Annotated in this window: 14 protein-coding genes; 7 read left to right on the forward strand and 7 right to left on the reverse strand. The window is 65.2% G+C overall.

What is annotated here, in order from left to right; genetic code table 11:
• Window positions 1-20: 20 nt before the first annotated feature.
• From JNK99_RS17720 to JNK99_RS15330, 4 genes are all read left to right on the forward strand, one after another.
• The gene (locus tag JNK99_RS17720) at window positions 21-332 is read left to right on the forward strand and encodes a response regulator transcription factor (protein ID WP_366518771.1); all 312 of its coding nucleotides are present in this window, start codon (window positions 21-23) and stop codon (window positions 330-332) included.
• On the forward strand, window positions 257-520 hold the full coding sequence (locus JNK99_RS15320) for a helix-turn-helix transcriptional regulator (protein WP_291854569.1): 264 nt from the start codon (window positions 257-259) through the stop codon (window positions 518-520). Before JNK99_RS17720 ends, JNK99_RS15320 begins: the two co-directional genes overlap by 76 nt.
• 238 nt (window positions 521-758) lie before the next feature.
• Window positions 759-1,472: a tetratricopeptide repeat protein gene (locus JNK99_RS15325; RefSeq protein ID WP_291854572.1), complete on the forward strand. Its 714-nt coding sequence runs from the start codon at window positions 759-761 to the stop codon at window positions 1,470-1,472.
• A complete protein-coding gene (locus JNK99_RS15330) occupies window positions 1,469-2,203 on the forward strand; it encodes an ankyrin repeat domain-containing protein (RefSeq protein ID WP_291854575.1) in 735 nt (244 codons plus the stop codon). The genes JNK99_RS15325 and JNK99_RS15330 overlap by 4 nt, the downstream gene beginning before the upstream one ends.
• Here JNK99_RS15330 and JNK99_RS15335 read toward each other — a convergent pair.
• From JNK99_RS15335 to JNK99_RS15365, 7 genes are all read right to left on the reverse strand, one after another.
• Window positions 2,141-3,097, reverse strand: a complete 957-nt coding sequence (locus tag JNK99_RS15335; protein ID WP_291854579.1) for a PAS domain-containing protein — start codon at window positions 3,095-3,097, stop codon at window positions 2,141-2,143. The genes JNK99_RS15330 and JNK99_RS15335 overlap by 63 nt on opposite strands.
• 39 nt (window positions 3,098-3,136) lie before the next feature.
• Window positions 3,137-3,919, reverse strand: a complete 783-nt coding sequence (locus JNK99_RS15340) for a PAS domain-containing protein (RefSeq protein ID WP_291854582.1) — start codon at window positions 3,917-3,919, stop codon at window positions 3,137-3,139.
• A 75-nt stretch (window positions 3,920-3,994) separates the two neighbouring features.
• Window positions 3,995-5,368, reverse strand: coding sequence for a D-alanyl-D-alanine carboxypeptidase/D-alanyl-D-alanine-endopeptidase (gene dacB / locus JNK99_RS15345; protein WP_291854585.1), 1,374 nt, complete (start codon window positions 5,366-5,368; stop codon window positions 3,995-3,997).
• A 149-nt stretch (window positions 5,369-5,517) separates the two neighbouring features.
• Complete coding sequence (locus tag JNK99_RS15350; RefSeq protein ID WP_291854590.1) at window positions 5,518-6,996, reverse strand: CYTH and CHAD domain-containing protein; 1,479 nt, start codon at window positions 6,994-6,996, stop codon at window positions 5,518-5,520.
• A 40-nt stretch (window positions 6,997-7,036) separates the two neighbouring features.
• Window positions 7,037-7,729: a Crp/Fnr family transcriptional regulator gene (locus JNK99_RS15355; RefSeq protein WP_291854593.1), complete on the reverse strand. Its 693-nt coding sequence runs from the start codon at window positions 7,727-7,729 to the stop codon at window positions 7,037-7,039.
• Between the two features lie 363 nt (window positions 7,730-8,092).
• Window positions 8,093-8,974: a protease HtpX gene (gene htpX, locus JNK99_RS15360; protein WP_291854595.1), complete on the reverse strand. Its 882-nt coding sequence runs from the start codon at window positions 8,972-8,974 to the stop codon at window positions 8,093-8,095.
• Window positions 8,975-9,025: 51 nt separating this feature from the next.
• Window positions 9,026-9,415 carry an HPF/RaiA family ribosome-associated protein gene (locus JNK99_RS15365; RefSeq protein ID WP_291854597.1) on the reverse strand — a complete coding sequence of 130 codons (390 nt, stop codon included), beginning with the start codon at window positions 9,413-9,415 and terminating at the stop codon, window positions 9,026-9,028.
• Between the two features lie 111 nt (window positions 9,416-9,526).
• Here JNK99_RS15365 and nhaR point away from each other — a divergent pair, with 111 nt between their 5' ends.
• From nhaR to JNK99_RS15380, 3 genes are all read left to right on the forward strand, one after another.
• A complete protein-coding gene (gene nhaR, locus JNK99_RS15370) occupies window positions 9,527-10,516 on the forward strand; it encodes a transcriptional activator NhaR (protein ID WP_291854609.1) in 990 nt (329 codons plus the stop codon).
• Window positions 10,517-10,646: 130 nt separating this feature from the next.
• Window positions 10,647-11,531, forward strand: a complete 885-nt coding sequence (locus JNK99_RS15375; RefSeq protein WP_291854600.1) for a Tim44-like domain-containing protein — start codon at window positions 10,647-10,649, stop codon at window positions 11,529-11,531.
• Window positions 11,532-12,320: 789 nt separating this feature from the next.
• On the forward strand, window positions 12,321-13,835 hold the full coding sequence (locus JNK99_RS15380; protein ID WP_291854604.1) for a hypothetical protein: 1,515 nt from the start codon (window positions 12,321-12,323) through the stop codon (window positions 13,833-13,835).
• Window positions 13,836-13,982 lie beyond the last annotated feature (147 nt).

Below are 13,982 nucleotides of genomic sequence, written 5' to 3' on the forward strand. Positions count from 1 at the left end.
AGGAGAGGCCGGTCCCGGTCATGGTGGTAGACGACCATCCGGCACTGCGGGCCGGCCTGCGAAGTCTGATCGATTCGAACTCCGGTCTGCAGGTGCTGCTGGACGTGGCAAACGGTGAGGCGACCTACGCCGAGTACCGCAACAATCGGCCGGACGTCTTGGTCATGGATCTGAGCATGGAAGGCTTCGGCGGCATCGAGGCAATCCGGCGCATTCGGGTGCATTCGGGCGCTCGACCGCGCAAGCGGCAATTCTGGTGTATAGCGTGCATGACTCGCGCGTCCTGCTCGACCGCCACCGCCCGGTGGGTAGCGGCCAGATCAACCGGCTGACGCAGCGCGAATTCCAGGTTCTCAAGCTGTTCAGCGAGGGCCACACCCTGCCGGAGTGCGCGCGCATCCTGCATCTGAGCAGCAAAACCGTGAGCAACCATTTCACCCAGATCAGGGCCAAGCTGGGCGTTTCCAGCCCCGCAGAAATGGCACGCCTGTCTATCCGACAGGGCTTGGTCGAACCCTGACGCGCTTGGCAGCCCAAGTCGCGCGGTTTGACCTGCCCTCGGGCAAGCACACGGATGCCTCGGCGATCGCATGGTGCTTGCCGAGGCATCCGTGTGGTCGGGAAACTTTTCCACCCATGACAGGACTTTTTTCACTATCGATGGTAGCGACCGTAGGACAGAATTCGCTCATCGATACGCCGGTCAGCGCCCGTGGCCGGTTGCCACACCCCCGAGTTCCTTGCGTGAGGATCTGCCAATGATTGACACCCTCTTTGACCTGCTCGGCATGTTCTATCAGAGGGGCGAGTTCGGGCGGGCCGAGCGGCTGGCGCTCAACATCCTGCGCTCCATCCCGGAGGACCCCGTAGCCATGCAGTTCCTCGGTCTGGTCTACTACCGGACCCGGCGGCGATGCGAGGCAATTGCCGCATTCGATGTCGCAGATGGCGCGGTCGATGGCCCGCTTCTGCAGTTCCGGGGTGACCAGACGCTTTGCGCTTCTGCGCAATGCCTGCGCGCGGCGAGCCGGAGCGGATCGACCCTGGCCGGCGCCTGGTACGAGCTTGGCCTGGTGCAATTGCGTCTGCGCCGCTACCCACAGGCGATCAGGGCCTGGCAGGCTGCCCTTTCTGCACGCCCCGACTGCCCTGCGGTGCAGCGGGCGATTGCGCGACTGGTGCGTTCTGCATGCCAGCGCAGGTCGGGCGTGGCTGGGCAGCTTGCGGTGGGCGCAGCGGACCGCCCGCCGGTGCCTTCTGTGATCGGCCCGGACCCGGCAACCTGGCAAGTTTGTCGGCGACTTGCGACAGGCCGTGGGATGGTCGGCAGCCGCTTGCCGACCCGGCCCGACTGCCGCTCCTGCAAGCCGCGACGGGAAGGAGGCTGTCCCGGCGCTGTCGAGCGACTGGCCGAGCGTGGCGCAGTCCCGGCCGGAACACTTGTCAATCATCGAGGAGGGAGTTGCGAATGAACGGTATTATGCGACACCCGGTTGATCGGCAGGCCGGGATACACAGCTTCGTGGGGAGCGCACAGGCGGGCGATATTTCGGCGATGCGGGCGCAGGTGAGCAGCGGGTTTGATCTGAATGGCCGCGATCACTCCGGCGACACGATCCTGGAACATGTGATCAGTGCCCTGGAGTTCAGCCCGGGAATGCGCAGGGACGAAGTGGTGGAGGAGATGCTGCGTCTTGGCGCCGACCCGAATACACTTGGCCGGGATGGGGCAAGCCCTCTGTTCTGTGCGGTGGTCGATATGGACACCCGGCTGATGCGCATCCTGATCGAAGCGGGTGCCGATCCCAACGCACGACTGCGCATCCTGCGCAGTGCCCAGGCCGATCGGCATGCAACGAGGCCGGATGCGATTTTCGAGTCGCTCTATGACTGGGCGGAGTTCGCCTACCGTTATACGGTCTGGAATGCGCGGCCGCCCGAGGCAGCCACGCTGGCAGATGGCAAGGACGAGGATGCCTGGTTGCTCTACCTCGACCGCCTCGCCGTCAAGTACGGTAGGCGACGCCCGGATCATCTGCAACTGCTGCGCCAACGGGGCGCTCTTTCGACCGTCGAATTGCGGCAGTGCGGCCAGCGGCAGGGAGGAGACGCGGCTCTGGTCGGCACCTCGACAAAACAGTCAGTTGTTGGGAAGGGGGACCTGCACCCGCGTGCCGCGGCCAGTGCTGCTGCTGATCTGTAGCGAGCCGCCCAGACTGAGGACGCGCTCCCGTATTCCCAGCCGGCCGAAGCCCGCGATGCGGGCGCCAGTGTCCATTCCCCGGCCGTCATCGCGGACGATCAGGCGCAGGCCATCGCCTTGTGGCGATGGCCTGGCGGCAAGGACGATGCGCAGTCGTTTGGCTTCCACGTGGCGGGCGACATTGTTCAGGCACTCCTGCACGATGCGGTAGAGGGCCACACGAACCTGCGCTTCGGTGCACACCATGTCGCGCGGCAGCGAGGCCCGCCACACAATTTCCGGGTGCTGTTGCGCCCAGGTCCCGATCAGCGTGGCAAGGGCCTCGGCAATTCCCGTCGAGTCGAGAACGTTCGGATGCAGTCCCTCCATCAGACGGTGCAAGACCCGGTAGATTTCGCTCGCCGAGTGCTCGATCGCCTGGGAATTGGTCTTGATCCACCCACGGTCCTGCTTGCCATGGCGCTGCAGGGTGCCGGCCAGGACCCGGATGGCCGTCAGGTGTTGGGACAGTCCGTCGTGCAGTTCTCGCGCCAACTCGGCACGCTCATGCTCCTGCATGGTGATCAGGCGTCGTACCAGGCGGGTATTTTCGTCCAGCAGTACTTGCCTTGCTTGCTCGGCGACGCGGCGCTCGGGAATGTCCTGCACCGTGCCCAGCACGCGCCGGGGTTGTCCGTCGGCTGAATACTCGACTTGGCCGAGACCATGCATCCAGCGTGCGGCACCATCACCCGGTCGAACGATGCGGAACTCGGTGTCCAGTGTCCGGTGCTCGATGATTGCCCGTGTGAAGTGATCGAGCGTCTGCTGGCGATCTTCCGGATGCAGTAGCCGGACCCATCCTTCGCTGGTATGTTCGTGCTCCGGGCCGATGCCGAGGATCTGGTTCAGCATCACGCTGCCTGTCCGCACCCCGGAAGGCAGTTCGGTCGTCTAACTGCCCAGTCCCCTGATCTGCTGAGCACGTTGCAATGCTTGCTCGCTGGCAATGATCGGGCTGACGTCCATGACCTCGACGAAGAACCCCTGCACTTCACCGTCGCCGACCACGTCCGGAATGTAACGAGCCAGCGCATGGCGTACGGAACGACCGTCCGGTGCAGGGATGGCGTGCTCGAACTGCTGCGCGCTGCCGCGCAGGACCGCCCTGATGTAGGGCAGGTTGAGGCGATAGCGTTCCTCTCCGATCACTTCCCGGATGTGCTTGCCGGGGATGGTCGCCGGATCGATGCCGAACCAGTCGCAATAGGCGTGATTGGCGAAGCGGTTGCGCAACCTGCGGTCCCGGTAGCCGATCATCGACGACAGGCTGTTCAACACCGCGCTCAGATCGGGCTGTCGGCGATCGGGGGCGACGGAGCGCTCGCCAGGGGGATACTGCGCCAGCTGGCGTGGACTGATGTCGCGATGGGTGATGACCACCCCCTTGACCAGATCCGGCAGCGGCGCAGCGGCGAACTCGAACCAGCGTTCGCATTCGGGAGAATGGCAAGGGTACTCGAGAGCGAAGCGCGTCTGCTGCCCGCACAGCAACTCTTCGAGGCCCTGCAGGGCGGCGGCGGCCAGTACGTCAGTGGTGGCCGGCTGTCGCACCGCTGCCAGGTAGTCGATGCCGACCCACGCCACCAGCGCAGCGCTCCCACCATTGCTTTCGGCAAAGACCCGCCATCCCCGGCTGACGCTGAGGATCATGCCCTGCCCGTCGAGTACGGCCACCGAAGCGCGGCTCGATTGGCTCTGGAGTCCGGTCCGAGCGCGTGCGGTGACCGACAAGTGCCGCCGCGTCGGGACTCAGCGTTGCGTCACCCAGAGCAGCAGAGCATCGATTGCCGGCTTGCCGAGTCTCGCTTTGGGGTCGTTGATCAGACAGACGACGATCCAGCGCTTGCCACTGTTGTCCAGCACATAGCCGGCTATCGCCCGCACCCCTTCGAGGTAGCCGGTCTTGACGTGCGCTCGCCCGCTCACCGCACCTCCGTTCAGGCGTTTGCGCAAGGTGCCGTCCATCCCGGCGAGCGGCAGCGAGGCCATCAGTTCGGGCATCACCGGGCTTTGCCAGGCGGCGCGCAGCAACTGTGCCAGGCTCTCGGCCGAGATGCGTTCGCTGCGCGACAGGCCGGAGCCGTTGTCCACCACCAGTTCGGGCATTGCGAGGTTTTTGGCCTGTAGCCAGCCGGCGATTTGCCGGCGTGCGCCTTCGGCCGTTGCCGGACGTTCGACGTCGAGGCTGAGGAAAAGCTGGCGGGCCATCACGTTGTTGCTGTACTTGTTGATTTCGCGGACGACCTCGCCCAGGGCGGGGGACTCCTGGATGGCCAGCAGGCCGGCGCCTGCCGGTGTTCGGCCTTGGCGCACGCCGCCGCGCAGACTGCCGCCCAGTTCCCGCCACAGCGCACGGAACAGACTTTCCACCTGGTTGTCGGCAGGCCAGGGAGCGAGGTGCAGCGCCTTCTCGCCGCAGGTTGCCGGGAAACTGCCGCTGAGTTCGATGGTCTGGCCGGCGACGGTCGTCCTGATTTGTTCGCGCCAGTCGCCACAGGCTTCCCGTCCGAGGTTCAGGCGATTGGCGATGCGCAAGCCATCGCTCGGTGTTTCGGCGAACACCTTGACCGCCTTGCCGGCGGGGTCTGGCTGCAACGTCAGGCGGATGCTCTTGAGGTTTACCAGCAGGGCGTCCGGTCCGGCGTTGTACGGCCGTAAGGGCTGCTTGTCGAATTCGCCCGGATCGTGGGCAGGGAGCGCGAAGGCACTGCGATCGAGGATCAGGTCGCCATTGATCTCGCTCACCCCGCGGGCGCGGATTTGGCGCAACAATAGCCAGAACTGTTCGAGACCGAGCTTGGGGTCGCCGCTGCCACGCAGGTACAGGTTGCCTGCCAGCCGACCATCGGCCGGCGGGCTATCGACCAGTGCCTCCGTATTCCAGGTATGCGCCGGGCCGAGCAACTCGAGGGCGGCGTAGGTGGTGAGCAGCTTCATCGTCGAGGCCGGGTTCAGCGCTTGCCGCGCGTTATGGCTGAGCAGCGCCGGTCCGCCATCGATTGCCTGCACGACCATGCCCACCGAGCGCGGCGCAATGCCGGCTTCCTCGAGAGCGTGGGCGACGGTGGCCGGCAGTTCTGCCGCAACTGCCGCCGGCTGGGTAGTGCACAGCGCTCCCAGCACGGTTAACAGGAAGCGGCACCAGGCAACGCCGCACCGTGCCTGCCGACAGCCGGAGTGCCGTGATCCGGTGGGCCGCTCAGCGGGCGTGGTCTGGCTGGGGCGATGCCGGGCGGTGGCCTGCCGGTCAGGCCAGGCGACGTGCCCTCCGCTCAGGGATGCTCCCAGGGCGCCTGATGGCTGAGAAACTCGCCCAGCAGCGGTTCGAGCTGACCCAGCATGAGGTCGTTGCGGCCAGTCAGCCAGGCCCGTACGAGGTCGCTATGGTGGCCGGGGAGGGCCTGCACGGCAAGCTGTTCGGCTACCGTGGTGTCGTTCATCCGCCCGAGCAGGTCGAGCAGGCCGGCGGCGCTCTGGTGATAGCGCTGCAGACGCTTGGCCGGGAACAGGGGAGCGAAAAACTCGATCGCGTAGCGCAGGCGCTTCAGCGCGACGCGCAGGGCATGCCGCGCTTCCGGGTGTGAATCCCTGGTTTCGCTGGCCAGTGCGGCGACGCGTTTGGCGCGCTTGTTCAGCGAACGGGGTGCAAAAGCGGCTAGCGGCGGTTTCCTGCTTTCCTGCAGGGCGACCGTCGCGGCGGTGAACTCGAGCAGCAGTTGCGAGTAGGTGGCTGCGGTCATGGCCGCCTGGGCTGCTTTGCGGCAGGCCACCAACTGGCTTTTCGCCTCGCTGGACAGTCGCTGCACATCGGCGTGATCGGGGAATGCCTTGACGATCGGGGGCAGAATTTCGGTGATGAAAACATCCCAGTTGCGGGTGTCGCCGAGCTGATTGGCCAGTGTGCGCCAGCGCGGGTCGAAGTTGCTGACGTACTCCTCGGGCAGCAGCGGGCGCCACAGCCGGATGGCCGAGCGCAGGCGGCGAATCGCCACGCGCGCCTGGTGGATGAATTCGGGGGCATCGGTTTCCCGCACGCCGCGCTCGTTGCCTTGCAGTTGCGACAGGCAGGAGAAGGCGGTACTGCGGAATACCCCGACGCTGCTCATACCGATCTGCAATGGCACGTCCCCCGCTTTGGCGGGAGACAGCGCGGTTTCAGCCGCCAGTCGATAGCCACGCTCGGCCTTGCTGGCGCCCTCCGGGTGAAGCGGCAGGTCGGCCTGCAGGGCCAGCGCCGTGCCAAACAGATCCGCCACGTCTCCCTCGAGCAACTCGAGTTCCACCTCGCAGATGGTCTCCTTGCGCCCACCAGCGATAATCGTCCCGCGGTCCAGTGCGACCTCGATGCGCGTCCCCTCCTGGGGCGACAACACCCAGTAGCTGCGCGTGAAGTCTGTGGTGAATACCGGCGCCAGTTGGGGAGTGGCGGTTTCCAGGAAACGGCGCAGTTTCGGATTGTCCACATGCGAAAAGTCGAACTCGCCCGGTTGCCCGGGCACCTCCCATTCGCTGCGTTGTGCCAGACCGCCGGGTGAGGGGGCATCACTCTTGACGGTCAGCAGCCATTCGGAGCCTTTCTGGCGGTAGCGTACGGCGAGGCGCCTGCGCTGAAGACTCAGTTCCGGCGTGTCGTAGTACGTATTGACCAGTTTTTGTCGCAGCGGCTTGCTTTCAGCCAGCAGCCGGTGGGCCGGCAGCCGGCGTGCGGCTGTAGCCGGCAGGCTCAGCTTGATCTCGGTTTCCAGTGCCATGCTTGGGGTCTCCTCTCGGTTGGTATGGGTGCTGCTGATTTCATTGATCATGGCTGCGCAGTTTCTCGACATCGGCGATATGGATTTTCCGTCCCTCGACCATGATCAGCGCTTTTTCGGAGAGTTCATGCAGTATGCGCGAGAAATGCTCCTGGGTGAGGTTGAGGCGCGAAGCGATGACGCCCTTGTTGGTCGGTAGCGTGACGGTGACCGACTTCTCGCCGTTGGTCGGATATTCGCGCAGCAGGTAGCCGATGATGCGCTGTCGACCCGAATGCAGGGAGTACGACTCGACGTCATTGATCAGGTGGTGCAGACGCATCGACAGACCGGCGATCATCTTTCGACCAAGCTTCGGATCACTGTCGAGCTCCTCGAGGATTGCCGTCTTGGAGATGTGCAACAGCAAGGAGTCGGCGAGGGCCTGCGCGTAGACCATGAAGGGCTTGTCCATGAACATCACGGCTTCCCCGAAAGTCTGACCCTGTCCGACGATATCGACCACCTTTTCACCGCCCTGCGGGGAGGTGAATGCCAGCTTTACCTGACCATAGACGATCAGATAGAAGCCGGTCGGCGTGTCACCCTTGTGGAAGAGGATGTCACCGCGTGCGGCGGTGACTTCACGCGAGCCGCGGGCGAGGCGGGCAATTTCGTCGGACTCCAGTTCATTGAACAGCGGCACGTGCGCCAGCAGCGCCTCGATGTTTATGCCGTGTTGGTGTGGATGCATGTGGTGTCGGAAAAAGTGGGCCAGCCCGGAACCGGAAGGAGGCAATCTTCGCACGTGTTATCGGCGGTAGCAAGCCGCGCTGGCGCCTGTCAGGCGACCCTGCGGGTGTGGCCCAGGGTCATCGCTCCATCCCTCGCGTCATTATCCCCCGAGCATGGCGGCTGATCGGCCGGGCGTCATTGGCAGGAAGGCGCCGCATGGGCGGTGGCCGCTATCGGCATCGGGAGATTGACAAGCTTGTTGTGCGGTCTTTGCCTGGGCGGATGAATCCGGTTCATGCTCGCCTTGATGCCGGGATCTGCCGTCCTTGCTCCGCGCCGTAATCAGGTTGCCGCGGCCCGGCCCGGGCGCGGTGTCCGGCGTTCAGTGTTCGTGCTGCTGCAGTGCGGCGATGCGTTGTTCGATCGGCGGATGGCTCGAGAACCATTCGATCCAGCCGGGGCGCCCGGTGATGCCGGCGGTGGCAACGTTTTGCGGCAGGTCGCCGGACTCCAAGCCGCCCAGGCGGCGCAGTGCGGCCATCATCGGGCGCGCCGTTCCCATCAGTTGTGCCGCACCGGCGTCGGCACGAAATTCGCGCTGGCGCGAGAAGTACATGACGATGACACTGGCCAGGATGCCGAAGACCACGTCGCAGACCACGACAGCAATGGTGTAGCCGATGCCCGGACCAGCCGCCTCGTCGCTTCCTCTGCGCAGGGCCGAGTCAACCAGCCAGCCGACGACGCGGGCAATGAAAATGACGAAGGTGTTGACCACCCCCTGGATCAGCGTCAGCGTGACCATGTCGCCATTGGCAATGTGCGCCACCTCGTGCGCGATCACCGCTTCGGCCTCCTCGCGAGTCATGCTGTGCAGCAGACCGGTGGATACCGCAACCAATGAGCTGTTACGGGTGGCGCCGGTGGCGAAGGCATTCGGCTCGCCTTCGTAGACCGCCACTTCGGGCATCGGCAGCCCGGCCTTGTCGGCAAAACGGTGGACCGTCTCGACCAGCCAGAATTCGGTGGAGTTGCCCGGTGTTGCGATCACCTGGGCACCGGTACTCCACTTGGCGATGACCTTTGACATGAGCAGGGAAATGAAGGCGCCACCAAAGCCCATGATCAGAGCGAAGAACAACAGCTTGCCAAGATCGAGCCCGCTGCCCGAGAAGAACCTGTGGGCGCCGGTGAGGGTGCTGACGATGCTCAGCACGAGCATGATTGCCAGGTTGGTGGCGACGAGCAGAAAGATTCGTTTCATGTTTCGATCTCCGCGGAAAAATGCCTTCGTAGCTGCTGTTGGGGTGGAAATTCAGCGACTGCCGTCGGTGTTTGAAGGGGTGGCGGGCAGCGGGGCGGGGCCAATCGATTGGCGATCGCGCACGTCAGCGTGGCGATGCTCGCGTTGTCGGGCCACTCGTCGGGCCAGAGTCCGCCCGGTGCGATCGAAAGCGCGGTCGATGGCGACATGCAGTTCGGCCTGCGTGTCTTCGATCATCACTTCCGGTACCCCGGGCATGGCGCACTGCACGCGGCAGCACTTGTCCTCGCCGCCGCGCGGCCCGTTCAGGTCGGACAGCACGACGGAAACCCGGCTCACGTACGCTTGTGCCCAGTCGAGCGCGAAGTGCAGGCGCCGCTCGACGTGCTCGCGCAGCGCGGCATCGAGATCGATGCCGCGACCCTGAATTACGATCTGCATGGCGAACTCCTTTCAGTTTGAATGGAAGGCAGAGTCTAGAGCATCGAAAGACATCTGAAAAATCGAATATAATTGACTGACACTTCCATTTTTTTCGATCTCTCCGCGCTCGTGGCGACGCTCAATTTCAAGCATCTGCGGTACTTCTGGATGGTCGCCAAGTCGGGCACCATCGCCCGCGCCTGTGAGCAGTTGCATCTCACTTCGCAGGCCGTCAGCGGGCAGTTGCGCGAGCTGGAGGAAGCACTTGGCGTCGAGCTGTTCCGTCGCGCCGGCCGTGGCCTGGAGCTGACCGACGCCGGGCGGCGCATCCTGAGTTACGCCGAGGAGATCTTTGCCCTGGGAGATGAGCTGCTCCAGGTCGCGCGCGACCAGACCACCAGGAAGAGCCTCCCGTTCGTCATCGGGATAGCCGACTCGGTGCCGAAGTCGGTCGCCCATCGACTGGTTCAGCCGGCACTGCAGTTGCCGGAAGCCGTGCGCCTGATCTGCCGCGAGGGTCGTCTGACTGCCCTGTTGGCGGATCTCGCCGTGCATCGGCTCGACATGGTGATTGCCGACCGGCCGATGCCCGCCAATCTCAATGTCCGAGGCTACAGCCATTTGCTTGGCGAAAGCGATCTAACCGTTTTTGGTACTGCAGAACTGGTCAAACGACTGTCCGGCAGCTTTCCGGCCTTGCTCGACGGCGCTCCATTTCTCATGCCGGGTGACGATGTCGCGGTGCGCTCGCGGCTCGAACAATGGCTCGAATCCCAGCGCCTGCAACCATGCGTCGTCGGCGAGTTCGATGACAGTGCATTACTGCAGGCTTTCGGCCAGGCAGGCAGCGGGCTTTTCGTGGCTCCCACGGCGATCGCCTCCTACGTCGTGGAGCAGTATCGGGTGAGCGCTATCGGGCGCATCGAGGTGATCAGCGAACAACTCTTCGCCATCACTACCGAGCGCCGCTTGAGCCATCCGGCGATTGTGGCCATCAGCCAGGCGGCGCGTGACGAGGTGTTCGGCAAGCGCGCGCGTCCAGATGCTCCGATTGATACGGACGTTGCCCGACCATCGGTGCCGCCGACGAGGATGCCCGGCCGAGGCGAGCACGGCTGACCAAGGCTGCTTCCTGATCCGACAAAAATCCGATTTTCTGGAAGTGTCGATACCAATAATTCTGCTTTTCTATTGGCCGACGAGCGTCTATCTTAGGCTGCTCAATCCTCATATCCTAAAGGAGACACGCATGAAAACCCTTTCACTGCTGACCGCCGTAGTAGCGTTCGGCCTGACCCTGGCGGTTGGCGACGCAGAAGCCAAGCGCCTCGGCGGTGGCAAGTCCTCCGGCATGCAGCGCGAATCGGTGACTGCTGACCGAGCCGCGCCGCCGGCGATGGCGCCCGGCGCAGCCAGAAGCCAGCCGGCTGCGGCTGCCGCACCGCAAGCCCAACCGAAACGCTCCTGGATGGGCCCGCTCGCCGGCCTGGCTGCCGGCCTCGGACTTGCGGCGCTTGCCTCGCACTTCGGGTTTGGCGAGGAACTTGCCTCGATGCTGATGATCGCCCTGCTGGTGATGGCCGTGCTGGTGGTGATCGGTCTGATCATGCGGCGCTGTGCCGCGGCGCCGGCAGCGGCCGGTTCGGGTGGCCTGCAGTATGCAGCGGCCGGCCCTGACGGTCCAACGAGCCGGCGGAACTTCGACGAACCCGCACTGCCTGCTTCCGGTGCAGTGGCCTCGGTCGCCGCTGCCGGCAATATTCCGGCCGATTTCGACGCGGCAGCCTTCGAACGCAACGCCAAGGTCAGCTTCATCCGCCTGCAGGCGGCCAATGATGCTGGCAACCTGGACGACCTCCGCGAATTCACCACGCCGGAAATGTTTGCCGAGTTGCGCATGAACATCGCCGAGCGCGGCACCGGCATGCAGACAACCGATGTCGTCACCATCGAGGCGCAGGTGCTCGATGTCATCGAAGAGGCGACGCGCTACGTGGTCAGCGTTCGCTTCAGCGGTCTGATTCGTGAGGACAAGGATGCGGCGGCCGAGCCGGTCGACGAGATCTGGCACATGGTCAAACCGCGTGAGGGTCGCGGTGGCTGGGTCTTGGCGGGTATTCAGCAACTGCAGTAAGCAGCACCATCCCTTCCTTCATGGGCGGCGGCCTGCCGCCCATGTTCCTCGCCCCTGTCCGGCCCTCCGGCAGGGGTTTTTGTTGGTGCGCCTGGCGGTGAGCCGGGGGTCATTGCTGGCGCCGGTCGGGAGGATCTTCGCCGTCTGCCGGAGACTGATCGGGTTTGTCCCCGATTCTGGGAGCCGGCGGCCAGTGAGTTGTTTTTTGAGTTTACTCTGTCATCATGCAAAGCGCGCTGGAGCCGGTGCGCCGGGACTGCGGGCGATCGGTCGCCAGTGCGGGGCCGGGTCCGCGTGCCTTCCCGGGCAGAGGGCGCCGCGGATTGCGGCAGGGAAGCGGTCCGCGGCAAGCTGATCGAACATTGTGGAGGGGTAGAGGAGGGGACGACTGTTGGATGGCATCTTGGGCGGCACCACCGGTGCGACACAAATGGTGCCCGATGGCGGAGAGAGGGGAGGCGGCAAGCGGGTGCTGATGGCGTTGTTGCCCGTGGTTCTTGGCATGCTGAGGAACCGTCAGGGGAGCACGCCAGCCGGTGGCGGGGGGGCTGGCGAGCTCGGTGGATCGATCGCGTTACGCCGAATGGCAGGGCGCCCGACCTCGATGAACTGGTCAGCAGTGTGGCCGACCTCACGCGGCAGTTCGGCGGGTGAGGTCGCAGCCTGAGGTGGCCAGCCGGTACAGCGCCGCGATGGGTCGCCGGTGGACCGCTGGCAGACGCCAGGCATGCTCGTCATCGCCGGTCTGCCCGTTGCAGCAAGGGTTCGTTTTCGTGTGCAGTTGAGCCAATGAACCATGTCGAACAATCCGGCGTGCAGTTTCCCTGCGACGCTACGGGGAAACGCAGCAGCAGCGCGACGGGGCGCGAAATCGTCGGCGCAGCGTTGGCCCGAGTCGCGCCGACGGTGGCCAGCGCCGTACGCGCCGAGTCGCACTGGCGCCAGGCCTACCCCCGTCACTTCCGCGCTCTGGTCGAAGCGTCTCTCGGCGCACCCGGGAACGCGCTGAGCATTGCGGCCGACGGACTGCACGCCGCCGCATCGCGCCTGGAGTTCGTGCGTGGCGGTGTGGCCGGTCCGGTTGTCGAAGCCATGTTGCGCCCATGCGCTGCAGCGTTGCGGACGGTCGAGTTGCGCGGGCGTGCTGAAGCTTCGCCGGTAGCGTGGGCAGTCCCGTATCGCGGCAGGCAGTTGCGCGGCGAGGCGCTGCGTGAGCGTATCGCTGCGTGGCAAAAGGACGACATCATCGAGCCCGGTTGTGCCCGGGCACTGCATCGCCTGCTCGACCATCCCGAGTGGTTCGACCTTTCCGACCGTCATCTGGTGCTGCTCAGTGCGGCTTCCGAGGCCGGACCGCTGGCCTGGCTGGCGCGCTGGCGGGCCAATATCGTGGCCGTCGATCTGCCACAGCCGGAACTGTGGAAACACATCGCACGGCTCGTCGAGGCCGGCAACGGGCGCTTGCTGGCGCCCCTCGCAGGGGGCAAGGCGCTGCCTATCGAGCAAGCTGGGGCCAACCTGCTCACCCAGACACCGGAGATCGCCGCTTGGCTGGTCGATCTGGGGCGAAGCGTGGACCTGGCGGCGCTGGCTTACGCCGACGGAGCCTTGCACGTCCGCCTGGCGGTGGCGATGGACGCGATCATCGGCCAGGTGAGTGCGGCCCAGCCGGGCAGTTCGTTGATGTTCATGGCGACGCCGACCGATGTCTTCGCCGTGTCCGCGCTGACAGCGCAGGCGGCACTGCGTCGTTTCGCGGAGCGTGGCGTGCTGACCCGGGTGGCGGATGTCTGCCTGCAGTCGCTCAGTGGTGGTCGATTGCTGCGGCCGAGCATCAGCAACGCGTTGCCGGCAGGGGTTGCCGATCCGTGTGCGATCGTCGATGCGCTGGTCGTCGAGCAGGGGCCGAACTACGCGCTGGCCAAGCGCTTGCAGCAGTGGCGAGCGCTCTGTGCGCGGGCGGCAGGGCAGCGCGTGTCGCTCAACGTGGCGCCACCGAGCACGACACGTTCGGTGACCCGTAGCCCCGTGATGCAGGCGGCGTACCGGGGAGCGGCGTACTATGGCATCGAGGTCTTCGAGCCAGCGACCACCGCGGCCCTCGCCGCCGGTCTTTGGGTGCATGATCTGCGTTGCGATGTGGCGGTAGCGAATCCGCGGCGCGCCCTGCAGACCCCACTCGAGTTGCTGGTCGAGCAGGCCAACCACGGTGGCTTGTGGCGCCTCGGCTATCAGGCGCGATCGGTCATGCCGCTTGCTGCGGCGCGCGGCTGGCTGGGCAGCCATTTCTCGGCCGGCCGGTAGCCCCCCGCTTTGCGCCGCAATCTGGCGCGCCGGCGGACCACAATCCGCTTGCCAGACGGTGTCAATCCAAAGCACAGATGTCCGCTTTCCTGCCAAGCAGAAATGTCCGGTAGGCGCGTCATGGCAGAGCGGAATTCCGCTCTGCCA

This window comes from Accumulibacter sp. (genome assembly GCF_016789985.1).
Lineage (GTDB): Bacteria > Pseudomonadota > Gammaproteobacteria > Burkholderiales > Rhodocyclaceae > Accumulibacter.